Annotated in this window: 15 protein-coding genes; 7 read left to right on the top strand and 8 right to left on the bottom strand. The window is 69.4% G+C overall.

The window, feature by feature from the left end:
- Positions 1–88: 88 nt before the first annotated feature.
- From OHS71_RS21215 to OHS71_RS21230, 4 genes are all read right to left on the bottom strand, one after another.
- Positions 89–994: a LysR family transcriptional regulator gene (locus tag OHS71_RS21215; RefSeq protein ID WP_328480952.1), complete on the bottom strand. Its 906-nt coding sequence runs from the start codon at positions 992–994 to the stop codon at positions 89–91.
- Positions 995–1,223: 229 nt separating this feature from the next.
- Positions 1,224–2,378: a cystathionine gamma-lyase gene (locus OHS71_RS21220; protein ID WP_328480953.1), complete on the bottom strand. Its 1,155-nt coding sequence runs from the start codon at positions 2,376–2,378 to the stop codon at positions 1,224–1,226.
- Positions 2,375–2,914, bottom strand: coding sequence for a low molecular weight protein-tyrosine-phosphatase (locus tag OHS71_RS21225; RefSeq protein WP_328480954.1), 540 nt, complete (start codon positions 2,912–2,914; stop codon positions 2,375–2,377). Before OHS71_RS21225 ends, OHS71_RS21220 begins: the two co-directional genes overlap by 4 nt.
- A gap of 7 nt (positions 2,915–2,921) precedes the next feature.
- Positions 2,922–3,299 carry a phage holin family protein gene (locus OHS71_RS21230; RefSeq protein ID WP_328480955.1) on the bottom strand — a complete coding sequence of 126 codons (378 nt, stop codon included), beginning with the start codon at positions 3,297–3,299 and terminating at the stop codon, positions 2,922–2,924.
- 58 nt (positions 3,300–3,357) lie between these two features.
- Here OHS71_RS21230 and OHS71_RS21235 point away from each other — a divergent pair, with 58 nt between their 5' ends.
- From OHS71_RS21235 to OHS71_RS21250, 4 genes are all read left to right on the top strand, one after another.
- Positions 3,358–3,675 (top strand): cupin domain-containing protein, encoded by a 318-nt coding sequence (locus OHS71_RS21235; protein ID WP_328480956.1) that lies wholly within the window; start codon positions 3,358–3,360, stop codon positions 3,673–3,675.
- Positions 3,676–3,900: 225 nt separating this feature from the next.
- Complete coding sequence (locus OHS71_RS21240) at positions 3,901–4,113, top strand: DUF5326 family protein (protein WP_328480957.1); 213 nt, start codon at positions 3,901–3,903, stop codon at positions 4,111–4,113.
- A gap of 203 nt (positions 4,114–4,316) precedes the next feature.
- A complete protein-coding gene (locus OHS71_RS21245; RefSeq protein WP_328480958.1) occupies positions 4,317–5,174 on the top strand; it encodes an IclR family transcriptional regulator in 858 nt (285 codons plus the stop codon).
- A 100-nt stretch (positions 5,175–5,274) separates the two neighbouring features.
- On the top strand, positions 5,275–5,721 hold the full coding sequence (locus tag OHS71_RS21250; protein ID WP_328480959.1) for an SsgA family sporulation/cell division regulator: 447 nt from the start codon (positions 5,275–5,277) through the stop codon (positions 5,719–5,721).
- Between the two features lie 220 nt (positions 5,722–5,941).
- Here OHS71_RS21250 and OHS71_RS21255 read toward each other — a convergent pair whose 3' ends face one another.
- Positions 5,942–7,207: a YibE/F family protein gene (locus OHS71_RS21255; protein WP_443046995.1), complete on the bottom strand. Its 1,266-nt coding sequence runs from the start codon at positions 7,205–7,207 to the stop codon at positions 5,942–5,944.
- A gap of 1,334 nt (positions 7,208–8,541) precedes the next feature.
- Here OHS71_RS21255 and thiC point away from each other — a divergent pair.
- Together thiC and OHS71_RS21265 are read left to right on the top strand one after the other, a co-directional pair.
- Positions 8,542–10,368 carry a phosphomethylpyrimidine synthase ThiC gene (gene thiC, locus OHS71_RS21260; protein WP_328480960.1) on the top strand — a complete coding sequence of 609 codons (1,827 nt, stop codon included), beginning with the start codon at positions 8,542–8,544 and terminating at the stop codon, positions 10,366–10,368.
- A gap of 223 nt (positions 10,369–10,591) precedes the next feature.
- A complete protein-coding gene (locus tag OHS71_RS21265) occupies positions 10,592–12,058 on the top strand; it encodes a VWA domain-containing protein (protein ID WP_328480961.1) in 1,467 nt (488 codons plus the stop codon).
- A gap of 265 nt (positions 12,059–12,323) precedes the next feature.
- On the opposite strand, the gene OHS71_RS21270 is transcribed toward OHS71_RS21265, so the two are convergent.
- From OHS71_RS21270 to OHS71_RS21280, 3 genes are all read right to left on the bottom strand, one after another.
- A complete protein-coding gene (locus OHS71_RS21270) occupies positions 12,324–13,196 on the bottom strand; it encodes a hypothetical protein (protein ID WP_328480962.1) in 873 nt (290 codons plus the stop codon).
- A 193-nt stretch (positions 13,197–13,389) separates the two neighbouring features.
- Entirely contained in the window at positions 13,390–14,475 is a 1,086-nt protein-coding gene (locus tag OHS71_RS21275; protein WP_328480963.1) for a metallophosphoesterase, read from the bottom strand.
- A 565-nt stretch (positions 14,476–15,040) separates the two neighbouring features.
- The gene (locus OHS71_RS21280) at positions 15,041–16,153 is read right to left on the bottom strand and encodes a LacI family DNA-binding transcriptional regulator (protein ID WP_328480964.1); all 1,113 of its coding nucleotides are present in this window, start codon (positions 16,151–16,153) and stop codon (positions 15,041–15,043) included.
- Positions 16,154–16,568: 415 nt separating this feature from the next.
- Between OHS71_RS21280 and hisC the strand changes: the two genes are divergently transcribed.
- On the top strand, positions 16,569–17,648 hold the full coding sequence (hisC, locus tag OHS71_RS21285) for a histidinol-phosphate transaminase (protein WP_328480965.1): 1,080 nt from the start codon (positions 16,569–16,571) through the stop codon (positions 17,646–17,648).
- Positions 17,649–17,736: the final 88 nt, after the last annotated feature.

The following is a 17,736-nucleotide window of genomic DNA, read 5'->3' on the forward strand; positions in this document are numbered from 1 at the left end:
GGGAGAAATGTGGCCCCGCTGGTTCCACGTGAAACATCGTGAGGTCTCCCGGGCGAGATCATTCGGTGGAACCGGTCGAACACACCGGTCAGTACCAAGCGGCGGCCGCCCCCAGCAGCCACTCGTGGGCCTGTGCGACATGCGGCATCGCCAGTGTTCCCGTGCGGACCACCAGCACGTAGGTCCGTAACGGCGGCACCGCCGGTTCGTGCAGCGCGACGACGTCCCCGCGCTCGAGAGCGGCAGCGCACAGATAGCGGGGCAGAACCGCCAGACCGGCGCCGGCGACAGCGCAGGCGAGGACCGCGCGCAGGTCGGGAACGATGACGGTGCCCGAGGCCGCGGGGCGGGAGCCGAAGACGGTGGCCCAGTAGCGGGAGACCAGGGGCAGCGACTCGTGGACCTCGATGACCGGGACGTCGTCCAGCGCGGCCGCGCCCTTGCGGCGCAGTTTCCCGGCGCCGATGCGCTCGTCCCACCTGGGGGCGGCGACCAGGACGTGCTCCTCGTCGCACAGCGGAGTGGCCGTGAACAGCGCCCCGCGCGGGCGGGCCGTACTGATGGCCAGGTCGTGGTGGCCGGCGGCCAGGCTCTCCAGGACCTCCTCGGCGTTGCCGAAGGAGGCACGCAGGGCCAACCCCTGTCCGTCACTGCCGGCCAGTTCGGTGAGGGCGGGGAGGGCCCGCTCGGCGGTGAACTCGGGAGGGCCGGCGAGATGCAGTGTCCGCCCGGTGGATTCGTCGTCGAGGCCGGCCTCGGTGATCTCCATCAGGGCGTCGAGATGAGGCGCGGTCTTGTGCGCGAGCTCGTCACCGATGCTCGTCGGCGTCACACCGCGAGCCTGCCGCAGGAACAGGGGACGGCCCAGCTGCCGCTCCAGTGTGCGGATCTGCGAGGTGACAGCCGGCTGGGACAGTCCCAGCAGAGCGGCGGCGCGAGTGAAGGAGCCGGCCCGGTGCACGGTCACGAAGGTACGCAGCAAGGCCAGATCCACGCAGCGTCCTCCTCTTCCCTGCCCTTCTCTTCCGGCTCCGAGGCAGGACCCAACTATAAATAAGTCGATAGGTCTCTGTCGCTACAGTGATTGGACACTGACACAGAGTCAACTAGCCTTGTGCGCGCGGTTCTTCACGCGTGGAACCGAGGGCGGTCCGAGCCACGAGGGGGGAGGCTCGGACCGCCCGCCATATGCAGGGGGACCCCGTCGAGGCTTCCTAAGACGCTCACCGCGCCGACTCCTCCAGCGCCCGCAGCACATCCGCCACCAGGTCCTCCGGGTCCTCGGCGCCCACGGACAGCCGGATGAAGCCCTCCGGCACCGCGTCCCCGCCCCAGCGTCCCCGCCGCTCCGCGGTGGACCGCACTCCGCCGAAACTCGTCGCGTCCTCCACGAACCGCAGCTCCTCGAGGAAACGCTCGGCACGCGCGCGGGTGGGCAGCGTGAAGGAGATCACGCATCCGTAGCGACGCATCTGCTGCGAGGCGACCTTGTGGGAGGGATCGTCCGGCAGCCCCGGGTACCGCAGCCCGCTCACCTCGGGCCGCCCCAGCAACGCCTCGGCCAGGGTCATGGCAGTGGCGTTCTGTCGGTCGACGCGCAACTGGAGTGTGGCGATCGACCGGTGAGCGAGCCAGGCTTCCATGGGCCCGGGGATCGCCCCGACGATCTTGCGCCAGCGCCGTACGGACGTCATCGGCTCACCGGCCCGCCCGGTGACATAGCCGAGGAGGACGTCGCCGTGGCCCGTGAGCTGCTTGGTGCCGCTCGCCACCGAGAAGTCGGCGCCGAGTTCCAGCGGGCGCTGCCCGAGCGGGGTGGCGAGCGTGTTGTCGACTGCCACCAGGGCGCCACGCGCGTGTGCCGCTTCCACGAGCCGCCGGATGTCGCACACCTCGAGCCCGGGATTGGACGGGGACTCGATCCACAGCAGCTTCGCGCCGTCCAGGACGTCCAGTTGGGCGTCGCCGCCGGTCGGCGCGGTGCGCACCTCGATGCCGTACGCCTCCAACTGCGCGCGCACCATGGGCAGCACCTGGTATCCGTCGTCGGGCAGAACGACGGTGTCGCCGGCCCGCAGCTGCGAGAACAGCACCGACGAGATCGCGGCCATGCCCGAGGCGAAGACGAGCGTCTCGACGCCGTCCCGGCCCGGCGCCTCGAGCTCGCCGATGGCACGCTCCAGATGGGTCCAGGTCGGGTTCTCGTCACGGCCGTAGGTGTACGGGCCCGTGGGCTCGCCCGGCAGGTGGAAGTGCGCTGCGAACACCGGCCCGGGAAGGGTCGGCTCGTGCTTCACCGGCTCGGGCAGCCCGGCCCGCACCGCACGCGTGCCCTCGCCGGGGCCTTCGGGGCGCTCTCCCTGGGGGGATTCGTTCATGCCGCTCGTCCTTCCATGTCGTGCCGTACGGCGGCGAGCAGACCGGTGCTCGCCGCCTCCACCATCTCAAGGCACTCCTCGAAGCCGTTCCGGCCCCCGTAGAAGGGGTCGGGCACGTCGAGGCCCTCGCCGGCCGCACCGGAGGTGGTGGGCGCGGCACTCGGCGAGGAACGGCCCCGCGACGGGCGGGTGTACGAACGCAGCAGCCGGATCTTCGCAGCGTCCTCCTCGGTGGGTGCGAGGAGGCGCAGGGCTTCGAGATGACCGGTATCGAGGGCTATGACCAGATCGAGGCGGGCGAACCAGGAGGGCTCGAATCGCCGGGCCGCGTGGTCGAGGGTGTAGCCGTGCTCCCCCAGGACGGACAGCGCGCGCGGATCGGCGTTCTCGCCCACGTGCCAGTCGCCAGTGCCGGCGCTGTCCACCTCTATCAGCCCGTCGAGGCCGGCGGCCTCCACGCGCGCGCGGAAGACCGACTCGGCCATCGGCGAGCGGCAGATGTTGCCGGTGCAGACGAAGCAGACGCGGAAGGTCATCGCAGACTCAGTCCCCGTCGGGCAGGGCCACGTTGAGCGCCCAGGAGACGACGGAGATGATCAGACCGCCCAACACGGCGGTCCAGAAGCCCTCCACGTGGAAGCTCAGGGCGAACTTGTCGGCCAGCCACGAGGTGAGCAGCAGCATCAGGGCGTTGACCACCAGGGTTATCAGCCCGAGCGTGAGAATGAAAAGAGGGAAGGTCAGCACCTTCAGGATCGGCTTGACCAGGAAGTTCACCAGGCCGAAAAGCAGTGCGACGACAATGAGCGTGCCGATCTTCTTGCCCGTGCTGTCACCGGTCAGAGTGATCTTGTCGAGCAGCCAGACGGCGACCGCCAGGGCGCCTGCGTTGGCGATCGTCTTGACTACGAAATTCTTCATGTGTCTGATCGTGGCAGAGAGATCGCGAACGAGCACCGGACGAGGGCGGACAAGGTCGATGAAGGTATTCCGGTTGGACGAACTGGAGACGGAACGAGCCGCCAACGATGGCGCCTACCTGCAGTTCCTGCGCGAGCGGAACATGTCGGTCGGGCTGTACGCGCTGGACGCGGGCGCCCATGATCCGCAGAATCCGCACAACCAGGACGAGGTGTACTTCGTCGTGAGCGGGCGCGCCTCGGTCACCGTCGGTCTGGAGACCACGCAGGTGGCGCGCGGCAGCGTGGTGTACGTCCCGGCCGGTGTCGCCCACAAGTTCCATCACATCAGCGAGGACCTGCGCGTCCTGGTCGTGTTCTCGCCGGCCGAAGGCTGAGCCGTCTTCTCACCGGCCGAGGGCTGAACCTCTTCCTCAGGAGCGTCTCCGCCTGCCGGTCGACCAGCGGTCTCGGGGTTCCCTAGGGGTTCGGTCAGGGGAGGACAAGGGGTGCGGAGCCCCCGTCGGCACCCTCTTCGGACCTAGCATCGACGGCAGGACATCGAAACGCTCCGGCCCGGCAGGGGTGCCGGACATCGACCGAAGAGGATGAGGACAAGGGCGATGCGAGAGATCTTCGCGGGACTGCCGTGGTGGGTGAAGTGGGTCGCGGTGCCGGTCATCGCCCTGGTCGTGTTCGGCGGCCTGATAGCCAGCGTCGTCGGGTTCGTGATCGGCCTGCTGTTCAAGCTGCTGGTCTTCGTGGCGCTGGTCGGCGGACTCGTCTATCTCGTGAGGAAGTTCACGTCGAGTTCCTCGTCGCGCAGCGACTGGTGAGCGGTGCGGGAGGCCGGTGATCGGTAACAGCAATCACCGGTTCCCTCGGCCGGGGGAAGTTTCCCTGACAGCGCGTCTGCAAGCGGTGGCAGACGGTTAAAGTCCGGAACTCGTCGCGGGGACGACCCCGCGAGTGGCGTACGCCCCCTCCCGTGTTCCCCCGCACGGACCGCCCCCTCGCGCTTCGGGAGTGACCCTTGGCCATGGTTGACACCGCATCCGCAGAACCGTACGCACCCCCCACCCGGCCACGCTCCTCCGCACCCCCGCTGCAACGCCCGCCGAACACGACCGCCCCCGAGCATCCGCATCCCGCGGTCACCTTGATCGGCTCCGTCCAGCGCGCCATGCGCCTGCTGGAGTCCGTCGCGGAGCACGAGTACGGGGCTCCTGCCAAACAGCTTGCGCGCGAGACAGGCCTCGCACTGCCCACGGCCTACCACCTGCTGCGCACCCTCGTGCACGAGGGTTATCTGCGCCGGGACAAAGGGCTGTTCTTCCTCGGCGAGGCGGCTGAGCGGCTCGGCACCAGTGGAGCGGCGCAGAAACGTCGCACCACGGTCGCCGACACCCTTGCCCAGTGGCGCGATTCGATCGGTGTACCCGTCTACTACGCCCGATATCGCGACGGCGAGATCGAGATCATGTGCGTCTCCGACACCCCGGGCAATCCGGCGGTCGAGGAGTGGGCGGACTTCCGCGAGACCGGACACGCGCACGCCATCGGGCAGTGCCTGCTCTCCCAGCTGGACGAGGAGACCCGGCGCGACCATCTGGCCCGTTATCCGGTGCAGTCGATCACCCCGTACACCGTGCGTGACGGCCACACGCTGCTGAGGCGCCTGGAACGGATGCGGCGTATGGAACCGGTGGTCGAGCGGCAGGAGTACGCGGTGGGCACGGTGTGTGCCGCGCTCCCGATCACCGTGGGCACCACGGCGGCCACCATGGCGATCTCCCTGCCCGCCCATCATGCCGACCGGTTGCTGCCTGCGGCTCGCCGACTGCAGAGCGAGGTCGGACGGCTGCTGGGATCACTGGCGATCTCTATCAGTATCTGAAAACTCACTCCTTGTGATCTGTTGTGTACGTTCAGCAAGATGCGTGCAGTGCCAGAAGGTCCATTCCCGGCCAGTCGGCGGCAAATGACGGGGTAAGGCGATGCGCGAGTCCGTACAGGCAGTACAGGCAGAGGTCATGATGAGCTTCCTCGTCTCCGAGGAGCTCTGTTTCCGCATCCCCGTGGAGTTGGGTTACGAGTCGAGCGATCCCTACGCCGTACGACTCACGTTCCACCTGCCTGGTGATGCCCCGGTGACCTGGGCCTTCGGGCGCGAGCTGCTCATCGACGGGGTGGGCAGGCCGTGCGGCGAAGGGGACGTCCGCGTCTCGCCGGTCGATTTCGACGTGCTGGGGGAGGTCCTGATCCGGCTTCAGGTCGGCGGGGACCAGGCGCTGTTCCGCTCCTCGGCGGCCCCGCTCGTGGCATTCCTCGACCGCACGGACAAGCTGGTCCCGCTCGGTCAGGAGGGTGCTTTCGCGGATTTCGACGCGCACTTGGACGAAGCGCTGGATCGGATTCTGGCGGAGGAGCAGAGCGCGGGCTGACGTGAGGGCGGTGCGTGGTGGCGAGGGAGTGACGGAACGCTTCGCCGTGGTTGGTGCGGTGCAGGAACGCTTCTTCTCTGTCGGTAGGGGCACGCAAGGTCTGCTTGAGGCTCCCGGAACGTCTCAAACGCCTGTGTGGGTTCCGGCGTCGGCCTCGGTGCTTGCGTGGGCTTCCGCGTCGGCGCCGAAACCGGCGTCTGTGTCGGTGCTTGTGTGGGTTTCAGCGCTTACGTCGTCTGCCGCGACCGCCCCGGGCCTGGGCGGTACTTGCGGTCGTCGTTGCCCCTGGAGCGGCAGGAGCGGTACTGGCAGCGGCAGCCGCTTCCGGGATCGCCGGGAGTGATGCCTTCCCGGTGGCAGGCCGGTCGGCGGAGACCACCAGAGCCGCCAGGACCGTGGTGACGGGAACGGAAGCGACCAGGCCGATGGAGCCCACCAGCGTGCGCACGATCTCCTCGGCGACCAGTTCGCTGTTGGCGACGCCGCCCACGCTGCTCTGCGCGATCGAGAAGAGCAGAAGCAGCGGGAGTGCGGCACCGGCGTAGGCGAGGACGAGCGTGTTGACCACGGACGCGATGTGGTCGCGGCCGATACGGATGCCGGCCCGGTACAGGCCGCGCCAGCCCATCGAGGGGTTGGCCTCGTGCAGCTCCCAGACCGCCGAGGTCTGAGTGACCGTCACGTCGTCGAGGACACCGAGCGAGCCGATGATGATGCCGGCGAGCAGCAGCCCGCTCATGTCGATCGACGGATACAGGCCATGGATCAGGCCGGTGTTGTCGTCCGTGTTGCCGGTCAGCGCGGCCCAGTCGATGAACAGCGAACCGAGGATGCCGATCAGGAACAGTGAGATGAGGGTGCCGAGCACTGCGACGGAGGTGCGCGCCGAGAGGCCGTGACAGAGATACAGGGCGATCAGCATGATGGCGCTCGAGCCCACCACGGCCACGACCAGCGGGTTCGACCCTTGGAGGATCGCGGGCAGGACGAAGAAGTTGAGCACCATGAAGCTGATGGCCAGCGCGACCAGCGCCATGACGCCCCGAAGTCGCCCGACGACCACGACGGCTGCCGCGAAGATCAGGGCCAGGACCGTCATGGGGATCCGACGGTTGACGTCGGCGACCGAGTACTGGAGGTCCTTCGGCGCGGAGGGCTCGTAGGCGACCACCACCTTCTCGCCCTGCTCCAACTGCCGTGACTGGTCCGGCTGAACGATCTCGGTGAACGTACGGCCCTTGTCGCTGCCGGTGTCCACGCGGATCGTGGCCCGCTTGCAGGTGCCCCTCGCCTGCTGCTGTGCGGAGGAACCCTCTGCGGTGGAGGTGTCGCCGGTGGGAGCGTCGCCCGAGGCGTTCACCGACGCACAGCTCACGTTCACGACCTTGGTGACCGTGGCCTGCTGGGTCTGCCGGTCGAAGCCGACTCCGGTGCGCTCGTGCGCTGGAGCACCGCCGGGCCACAGCACCACCAGTCCCACCAGCACCGCGGCACCGAACGGGATGAGGATGGCCGCGATGACCTTGCGCAGGTGCTGGGAGACGGGGGCGGCCGGGCCGTGACTGTGACTGTGCCCGTGCGAATGTCCGTGCCCGCCTCCTGACCCGGAGCCGTGTTCGTCCCCCGGGCCGTCCTCGTGACCGCCCCCGCCGTGCGCGTGTCCGCCGCTGTCTCCCTGGCCGGGACCGTTCCCGGAACCGCCACCGTGACCGCCGCGGTGGCCCTGTCCATGACCGCGGTCAGGATCAAAGCCATGGGTGTCGCCGGGGCCGGCACCGTAGCCGGGGCCTGGTCCAGCGCCGGGGCCCGGCCCAGCACCTGTGCCCGGAACGGCACCCGAGCCGGGCTCCGCTCCCCGTCCCGGTCCAGGACGAGGGCTCCCGTACCCCTGCCCACCCGCAGGAACGCTGCCTGAAGCCTGTCCGCCCGCAGGTCCGGTTCGGTACCCATGCCCACCCGCAGGAACGCTGCCTGAACCCTGTCCGCCCGCAGGTCCGGTTCGGTACCCATGCCCACCCGCAGGAACGCTGCCTGAACCCTGTCCGCCCGCAGGTCCGGTTCGGTACCCCTGCCCACCCGCAGACCCGGTCCCGTACCCCTGACCAGGCGTAGGCCCGGCCGCGTACCCCTGGCCGCCCCCGTATCCCCGGTCGCCCCCGGGGGCTTGCCCTGGTCCGTAGCCCTGGGAGTTCCCCCGTACGTGCCGGGTCCCGTAGCCCTGGTCGTTCCCGGACCCGTGCCCGTCCACGTAACTCGGGTCGCCCGTCCGCCCTGATCCCGTGCCCAGCCTTGGTGCCGACCCCGGGCTCGATCCGGGGCCTTCACCGGTTCGCGGTGCCTGACCGCGGGGGGTTCCGACGCGCCTCAGGCCGCCCAGTCCTCCCGCGTAGCCCGGACCTTGGCCGGAGCCGCGAGGGTGATCGTGACCGTCACCGAAGTCGCGGTCGTCCCTCGGCCCGCTCTCGGAGCCGTTGCTGTTGCTGTCGCCGTTGCCGGGGCCGCTGCCGGCGCCCGGTCGGCGGGGTGGCTCCGGTGGTGGGTACGGAGACTGGTCTGCGGTGGTCACCGACCGATCATCGCAAGAACGACAGGGGCCCTCTGTTCACCGCGCCAGAATTGACGCTAGCGTGGAGGCAACCTTTGCACACGCGGGAGCTCGGAGCACCGGGCTGAGAGGGCGCTGACCTCCGTCTTTGCGATGTTTCACGTGGAACGTCTCTCCTGTCGAGTGATGTTTCACATGAAACGTCGGCAGACGGTAGCCGCTGCGTCGACCGCCGAACCTGTTACCGGGTAATGCCGGCGTAGGGAGTAGGTCTCATGACCAACAAGGACGCACGCACGCCTGCCTTCACGCATCACGTCACCGGCGAAAGCGCGGTCGACGTGAACGGATCAGAGGGCGGGAAGTCCATCGGCTGGCACAAGGGATATGTCGAGGGCGCTCGCCCCGATGTGCGGGTGCCGGTCCGTCAGGTGCATCTCACCAACGGGGAGTCGGTCACTCTGTACGACACCTCCGGCCCGTACACCGATCCGCTCGCCGATACCGACGTCCGCAGGGGCCTGTCGCCGCTGCGCGAGAACTGGATCATCGCCCGCGGCGACACCGAGGAGTACGCGGGTCGTCCCGTCCGCCCGGAGGACGACGGGGTCAAGCACACCTCACCGCGCGGCGGTCTGCGCAACCTCGATGCGGTCTTCCCGGGGCGACCGCGTCTGCCGCGCCGCAGCCGGGACGGTGCGGCCGTCACCCAGCTCGCCTATGCGCGCCGGGGGGAGATCACACCCGAGATGGAGTTCGTGGCCATCCGGGAGAACGTTGCTCCCGAGGTGGTTCGCGACGAGATCGCGGCGGGCCGCGCCGTGTTGCCGGCCAACGTCAACCACCCGGAGATCGAGCCGATGATCATCGGCAAGCGGTTCCTGGTGAAGGTCAACGCCAACATCGGCAACTCGGCGGTGACGTCGTCCATCGAGGAGGAGGTCGAGAAGATGACCTGGGCGACCCGTTGGGGCGCCGACACGGTCATGGACCTGTCGACCGGACGCAATATCCACACCACCAGGGAGTGGGTGCTGCGCAACTCCCCCGTTCCCATCGGCACGGTGCCGCTGTACCAGGCGCTGGAGAAGGTCGACGGCCGCGCCGAGGAACTGACCTGGGACATCTACAGGGACACCGTCATCGAGCAGGCCGAACAGGGCGTGGACTACATGACGGTCCACGCCGGTGTCCGCCTCTCCTATGTCCCCCTCACGGCCAACCGCAAGACCGGGATCGTGTCGCGAGGCGGCTCGATCATGGCGGCCTGGTGCCTCGCGCACCACAAGGAGTCGTTCCTCTACGAGAACTTCGAGGAACTCTGCGAAATTCTCGCCGCCTACGACGTCACCTACTCGCTGGGCGACGGCCTGCGTCCGGGGTCCATCGCGGACGCCAACGACGCCGCGCAGTTCGCGGAGTTGAGGACGCTCGGGGAACTCAACCGCATCGCGAAGCGTTTCCACGTACAGACGATGATCGAGGGCCCGGGACATGTCCCGATGCACAAGATCAAGGAGAACATCGACCTTCAGCAGGAGATCTGTGATGAAGCTCCGTTCTATACGCTCGGCCCGCTGACGACGGACGTCGCGCCGGCGTACGACCACATCACCTCCGGGATCGGCGCCGCGATGATCGCCTGGTGGGGCACGGCGATGCTCTGCTACGTCACGCCCAAGGAGCATCTGGGCCTGCCCAACCGTGACGACGTCAAGACCGGTGTCATCACCTACAAGATCGCCGCCCACGCAGCCGATCTCGCCAAGGGGCACCCCGGGGCGCAGGAATGGGACGACGCGCTGTCCGACGCCCGCTTCGAGTTCCGCTGGGAGGACCAGTTCAACCTCGCCCTCGATCCGGACACGGCACGGGAGTTCCACGACGAGACACTCCCGGCGGAGCCGGCGAAGACGGCACACTTCTGCTCGATGTGCGGGCCCAAGTTCTGCTCGATGAAGATCAGCCAGAGCATCAACGAGCGGTTCGGCGGTGGGGCGGACGCCGGGGCCTCGGCAGAGGAGATCGCCGAGGGCATGATGGAGAAGTCGAAGGAGTTCGCGGCGAGCGGTAACCGCGTGTACCTGCCGCTGGCCGACTGACACCCGGATCGGGCGCTGTCCCCGCAGATCAGACGGGGGAGGACAGCGCCCTGAGCGGCCGTCACCGGTGGGGGCGACGTCGATGCCGAAGCCGGGTGGGTGAAGGACCTTGCGGAGGGCGAGGGCGAAGGAGAGGGCGCCGGTCCGGTTCCATCCGGTCCGGTGAGGAGGGCATCGCGCTCGTTCGGTTGCCTTCGGCTGCCGGCTCGGCAGACTTGCCTTCATGACAGCGCGATTCATGAGCAAGGGTGCAAATCTGCCGGTCGACGTACCGGACGTACAGGTCGAACTCAGCTGGGCCGAGGGGGTGGGCGTACCGGACATCGATGCCTCGGCGCTGCTGTTGGCACAGGACGGGCGGGTTCGGGACGACGGGGACTTCGTCTTCTACAACCAGCCGCTCCACGCGTCCGGCGCCGTGCGGCACATCGGCAAGCGGAGCGATGCCGGTGTCATGACCGACACGGTCCAGGTGGATCTCCGCTCACTGGAGAGAGCCATCACGCGGGTGGTGCTGTGTGCGTCGGCCGACGGCGGGAACTTCGGTCAGGTGACCGGCCTGACGCTGAGACTGCTCGGCACGGGTGGGCGCTCCGAAGTGGCGCGCTTCGAGATGCAGGCCGCCAGGGAGACAGCGTTCATCGCCGGTGAGCTGTACCTGCGGGAGGGCCGCTGGAAGTTCCGGGCGGTGGGCCAGGGTTACGACTCCGGGCTGGCGGGGGTGGCCAGGGATTTCGGGATCACCGTCGACGCGGAGCCGGAGGTGGCGGCCACATCACCGAGCGCGCCTGTGCTCACCCCACCCGCTCCCGCCCCACCGACACTCCCCCCGCCTGTGTCATCCACGCCCACCCCGCCGGTGTCGCCTCCGGCCACCCCTGCGGCCGTCGTCCCGCCTCCGGCCGGCCGGTCGTCCGGTCCCCGTACGACCAAGGGGGAGGAGCGGCTGCCGGTCGACATGCGCAAACGGCTGTCCCTGCGCAAGGAGCAGGTCGCCGTCAGCCTGAGCAAGCGCGGAGCGCTGGGGCTCAGCGCGCGGGTCGTGCTCGTCCTGGACGCCTCCGGGTCCATGGCGTTCCTGTACTCGCGGGGAGTGGTGGCGGACGTCGTGGAGCGCATGGCCGCGGTGGCGGCACAACTCGACGACGACGGTGAGATGCAGGCCTGGACGTTCGCCAGCGAGGCCGCCCGCCTTCCCGACCTGCGGTTGGGCGAGCTGCCGGAGTGGCTGCGGCTGCATGTGCGGGTGGGGGAGATCAGTCTGTTCAGGCGTGGCAAGAAGCCCCGCAAGGGGATGGAGCCGGGGCAGGTCGACATGCGCTCGGTCGGCATCCAGAACGAGGAGCAGAAGGCGATCGCCCAGGTCAGATCGTATGTGCGGGAGAATCCGGCGCCCGTGCCGACGCTGGTGCTGTTCTTCTCCGACGGCGGGGTCCACCGCGACGCGGCAATCGAACGGGAGCTTCGGGCGGCCGTCGAGGAGCCGATCTTCTGGCAGTTCGTGGGGCTCGGTCAGTCCGACTACGGAGTGCTGGAGCGGTTCGACACGCTGCCCGGACGCCGTGTCGACAATGTCGGGTTCTTCGCCGTGGACGACGTCAGTACCGTACCGGACCAGGAACTCTACGACCGGCTGCTGTCCGAGTTCCCCAGCTGGATCACGGCAGCGGGCCGCGCGGGCATCCTCTGACCGGCGTACGACCACGGCCGCCTCCTCGTGCTGTGCCCCCTGCCGCCCCCGGGACCTGGACAGCACACCGCACGCGACAGACCTCCCGCGGCACACCGGACGCGGCAGACCGTACGGCGCACATGGCAGTGCAGCGCTGCGTCGGTGAGCATCACGGAGCAGCGCTGATACGCGGGGCGGGCCTGTCACCGAGGCCGCCGGTGTGGGTGTGCGGCGTACGGCTTGCGCTCCCCTCGGTGGGACGGCGGAGGCGCAAGCCGAGTGACTATTCCGGCTGGTGCTCCGGGCCCCCGAAGTCCGGGCTCGTGTAGTCCGGGCTGCTGAAGCTCGGGCGGGGCCCGGTCGAGCGGCCGTCGTCCGGGCTGCTGAAGCCCGGGCGGTCGTAGCCGATCTTCGGGAGGCGGCCGGTGGGAGCCGGTGGGGACAGGTCGTTGTGCAGGGCGGCCGCCGTGCCGGGATTGGCGAGAGCCTCCTGGAGGAACGGCAGGATGCCGCGTTCCAGCAGGGCTTCTCGCCAGGCTTCTCTGGCCTGGTCGACCTCCTCGCTCAGTTCGCTGTACGGTCCGGCCTCCAGGGACGGCCGGTTGCGCAGAGCGGTGAGCAGCAACGCCACGGTGGCGACGAGGATCGCGGCGACGGCCACGGCCCCGAACGTCCAGCCGGCGGCGAGCATGGTCCGGGCGAACGCCTGCCCGGGGTCGAGGACCCTGAGTATGTAACCGACGAGCAGGAAGATCACCGCGGCGGTCCCGGCGAGCACGGGGGTGAGGACGGCGGCGACGGCACCCGCTCCCGCGGCTTCGGCGGCCTGGGCCGCCTCCCCCACGGTGGTGGCGAGCCCCATCGCGGCCGCGCCCGGCTCCGCGGAGGTCTCGGACGTGGACGACGGGGTGGACGGCGCGGGGTGGCGCAGCTCCTCGCGGACCTTCACGTAGTGCTGGTACTCGGCCGCCGCGGCCACCGTGATGAGTGCGGAGGCGTTGAGCGCCATGGTGCGCAGTTGTTCGGGGTTGAGCCGCTGTCCGACAGCGGCCAGTTCCGGGTGGTGTGGGGCGGAGCGCAGCGCCTCGTCGAGGATCCGCTCGTACTCCTGGCGGTCCTCGCTGTTCAGGTGCTGCGGAACGCTGTTCATCTGCATCCCCCGATGCTCCGTAGGGCTTGGGGCTCGCATGCCAACGAGCCGTCGGGCAGAAACGGAGGGGAGCCTGCTACGGATAACCCGATGGTAGAGCGGCGACGGCATGGGGTGACAGGGGGTTTGCCGAAATTGGCCCCTGGCCTGCGGTGTCGCCGAGGGGCCCGAAGTGGGTGACTTCTGCCCCCTGGAGCGCTCAGACCTCGAGGGGCAATTGCTGGACCAGCAGTTTTCCGGCCATCGTCACACCGCCGTCCATCGCGATGGCCAGCCCGTCCGCGTAGACGTGCGGGCCCTCCACGTGCGGGCCGCCGTTGTCCTCGTCCTCCTCGGAGCCCACTTCGCCCAGCAGGTAGGGAATCGGGCTGTGGCCGTGAACGATGCGGGTGCCCCCGTACGTATCGAGCAGGGAGCGGACGGCGTCGGCGCCGCCCTCGTCGCGGAAGGAGAAGCGCTTGGTGAACTTGCGGAACAGGTCCCACACTTCGTCCGCGTCATTGCGCGTGATCGTCTCGCGGACGGTGTCGTTGACCGCCTCGATCGAGTCGCCGTAGTCGAGGTAGGCGGTGGTGTCGGAGTGGACGAGCAGGTGACCGTCGACCTCCTCGACGGCGTCGAGGCGGGCCATCCACTGGAGGTGGTGGTCCTGGAGCCGGTCCATGTCGTACTTCTGGCCGCCGTTGAGCAGCCAGGCCGCCTGGAAGGTGGCGGTGCCCGCGCCGGAGTTGACGGGGGTGTCGCCGAAGCGCTTGGCGCCGAGCAGCAGCAGTTCGTGATTGCCCATGAGGGCCTTGCAGTACCCGCCGGCCGCGGCGGCCTCGGCGGACAGCCGCATGACGAGGTCGATGACGCCGATGCCGTCCGGGCCGCGGTCGGTGAAGTCGCCGAGGAACCACAGCCGGGCGGTGCCCGCGCACCAGTTGCCGGCGGAGTCGACGAGGCCCTTCTCCTGAAGTGCGGCCACCAGTTCGTCGAGGTAGCCGTGTACGTCACCGACGACGAACAGCGGTCCCGGGCCGGTCGCGGGCACCGGGGCCTGGACGGCCACGGGGTCCACGGCCACCTGGAGGGTGTCGCCGCGCCGGGTGATGACGGGCAGGTCGCGCTGGGTGGGCGTGTAGCCGTCCGGATGCTCCAGCGGCTCCTCGAGGGGCGGCGCGGCAGCTCCGGGGTCGGTGCCGTGGTCGTACGGACCGGTCTCGTTGACGTACGCGGGCACCCGGAAGTCGCGCAACGTCGCCGTCCGCTCCACCTCGGGTCCCTGACCGGCCCCCTGAGTCATCAGACCCCTCCACCATCGCGCCGCATCTGCACCCTTCGGGCTGCCTGGTCGCAGCGGCCCGCGGTGCCGTGCGTCCATCATAGGAATGCGCATCGTGCCGTGTGATGACCCAGGGGTGGTGAATCGGAGCAAGGCTCCAGTTCATCGTGGCTTTCGCCCCGATTGGGCAGGGCTTCGGCAGTCGGTGCTCACGCCGCCCGGACCCTGCCCGAACCCGCACCCCGCCCTGGCCCGGTACTTCGCCGGACCGGCCGGGCCGCTACATCGGTCGGTCAGAGGGTGGTTCAGGTGGTCCCGGTGAGGGTGTTGCGGCGGCTGGGACCAAGGTGACGACCGGTGTCTCCGACGCCGTCCGAAACCGCCCGTACGTGCCCATGCCCTCCCGTGCCCGGCGTTGACGCGGACCGCTCGTTCCTGCCGAGCCGGCCGCCGTAACCGAACCCGTCTGCCCTTCTCCCGCCGCCCCTCGACGCTTCCCCAAGCCCCAAGCCCCAAGCCCCAAGCCGCCGCTCCCGGTGATCCGCGCCATCGTGTGGGCGTGGGTCGCGGTGAGCGGCGGCTCGGATCAGCTCTGTTCCGGCGCGCGGGGCGGGCTGACCGTGGTCCGAGGGGGGCGCCGTTGGGAAGAGGTCCGCACGAACAGCTCGGTCGGTATCACCTGCTCGACCGGTCGGTCCGTTTGCTCGCCCTCGATCGCGTCGATGAGGAGTTGGATCACCGCCGTGCCGATGCGGCGCGGCTTCAGCGAGAGGGTCGTGACGGGCGGCTCGGTGTTGGCGTACACCGCGGACTCGCTGCAGCACACGACGAGCAGGTCCTCGGGGACGCGCAACCCGTAGCGGCGGGCCGCGGCGAGCAGGTCGGTGCCGTTGGGGTCGAACAGGCCGTAGACGGCGTCGGGGCGGTCGGGGCGGGCCAGCAGCCGGTCGGCCGCGACCGCGCCCGCACACGGGTCGTGCGCGGGGTAGGCCTCGTAGACCGGGTCCTGCCCCACCCGCTCGCACCACCGCAGATACGCGCTGGTCGACAGGTGTGTGTAGGTGTCGGTGGTGGTGCCCGTGAGCAGGCCGATGCGGCGGGCGCCGGCGTCGGCCAGGTGGTCGAGGATGTCAAGGACGGCGGCTTCGTGGTCGTTGTCCACCCACGCGGTGACCGGGAGCGCGCCGGCCGGGCGGCCGTCGGAGACGACCGGTAATCCCTGCCGGACCAGCTCGCTGACCACCGGGTCCTGGTCGGAGGGGTCGATGACGACCGTGCCGTCCAGGGCGACGTTCGACCAGACGTCGTGGCGCGAGGTCGCGGGGAGGATGACGAGCGCGTAGCCGCGGGCGAGCGCGGCCGAGGTGGCGGCGCGCGCCATTTCCGCGAAGTACGCGAATTCGGTGAAGGTGAAAGGTTCATCCCCGTAGGTCGTCACGGTCAGGCCGATGAGGCCGGACTTGCCGGTACGGAGGGTTCGGGCCGCCGCCGAGGGGCGGTAGCCGAGTCGGTCGGCGACCTCACGGACATGGCGGCGGGTGGCGTCCGGAAGCCTGCCCTTGCCGTTGAGGGCGTCGGAGACGGTCGTGATGGACACTCCGGCGGCGGCGGCCACGTCCCTGATGCCCGCCCGGCCCGGCCGGCTGCCTCGGCGTGAGGTTTCCGCGCGGCTCACCTGGTGCTTCCCTGCTGCTGTCATGGCGAGCCGATAGTAGGGCTCATTCGGTGGGGTAGGGCGGACGCATATGCACGCATTGACAGGCACGTTTCTGCAAGGCTGAATAGGGTCAAATGCCTTGGAAATAAAGGTAGTTGACGGTTCTCATGCCAGGACGTGGCGTGTCGGCACGGATGAGCCTGCCGACGCGCCGATGTTTCGAAGAGGTCTCAACTCACCTGCACGAGGGATGCGCGCCACGGAGTGCACTACGGGCGCGTAGATATATGTGCAGCGCGCCCCCTGACGTGTACGCCTTCGTGCGGCTTCGTCCTCAGAAGTCGCGGAAGGTCCCTCCGCTTCGGCGCGACGGTCCCTGCTCACCTGTACGCACCCGCGCCGAATCCTCATAAGGTGAGCAGTATTGAAGCCGGTGGTGGTCACGAGGAGGACTGCGGTGAGCGAGACGAGCCCCAAGCTGCGCGCCGAGCTGGAGGGGATCCCCACCTACAAGCCGGGCAGGCCTGCCGCGGCCGGTGGTCCCTCGGCCTACAAGCTGTCCTCCAACGAGAACCCCTACCCGCCGCTGCCGGGCGTGATGGAGACGGTGACGGCCGCCGCCGCGTCCTTCAACCGGTACCCGGACCTGGCCTGCACGGCGCTGGTGAACGAGCTGTCCGAGCGCTTCGGCGTCCCGGCCTCCCACCTGGCCACGGGCACCGGCTCGGTCGGTGTCGCCCAGCAGCTCGTCCAGGCCACCGCGGGTCCCGGCGACGAGGTGATCTACGCCTGGCGGTCCTTCGAGGCCTATCCGATCATCACGCAGATCAGCGGCGCCAAGGCTGTGCAGGTGCCGCTGACGCCGGGGGACGTGCACGACCTGGACGCCATGGCCGATGCGATCACCGAGCGGACCCGGCTGATCTTCGTCTGCAATCCCAACAACCCCACGGGCACCGTGGTGAAGCGGGCCGAGCTGGAACGGTTCCTCGACCGCGTGCCGGGTGACGTGCTGGTCGTGCTGGACGAGGCGTACCGGGAGTTCATCCGCGACCCCGAGGTGCCGGACGGTGTGGAGCTGTACCGCAAGCGGCCCAACGTCTGTGTGCTGCGGACCTTCTCCAAGGCCTACGGCCTCGCCGGGCTGCGCATCGGATTCGCCATCGCCCATGAGCCGGTGGCGGAGGCCCTGCGCAAGACCGCGGTGCCCTTCGGTGTCAGTCAGCTCGCGCAGGAGGCCGCGATCGCCTCGCTGCGCGCCGAGGACGCGCTGCTCGGCCGGGTCGGTTCCCTGGTCTGCGAGCGTCTCCGCGTGGTCGAGGGGCTCCGCGCACAGGGCTGGACGGTGCCCGAGACCCAGGCCAACTTCGTGTGGCTGCGACTGGGCGAGCACACGGTCGCCTTCGCCGCCGCGTGCGAACAGGCGGGCGTCGTGGTGCGGCCGTTCCCGGGCGAGGGCGTGCGGGTGACGATCGGGGAGAACGAGGCGAACGACATTTTCCTGAAGGTCGCGGAGGGTTACCACAAGGAGCTGTAAGGAGCGGCCGCACCGGTTTGTGCTGGTCGGCGGCGGCCACAGGGGGGTTCCCGCGGGTAGCGGGGACCCCCCTTCGCCTGTCGAAAAT

This window comes from Streptomyces sp. NBC_00377, assembly GCF_036075115.1.
Taxonomy (GTDB): domain Bacteria; phylum Actinomycetota; class Actinomycetes; order Streptomycetales; family Streptomycetaceae; genus Streptomyces.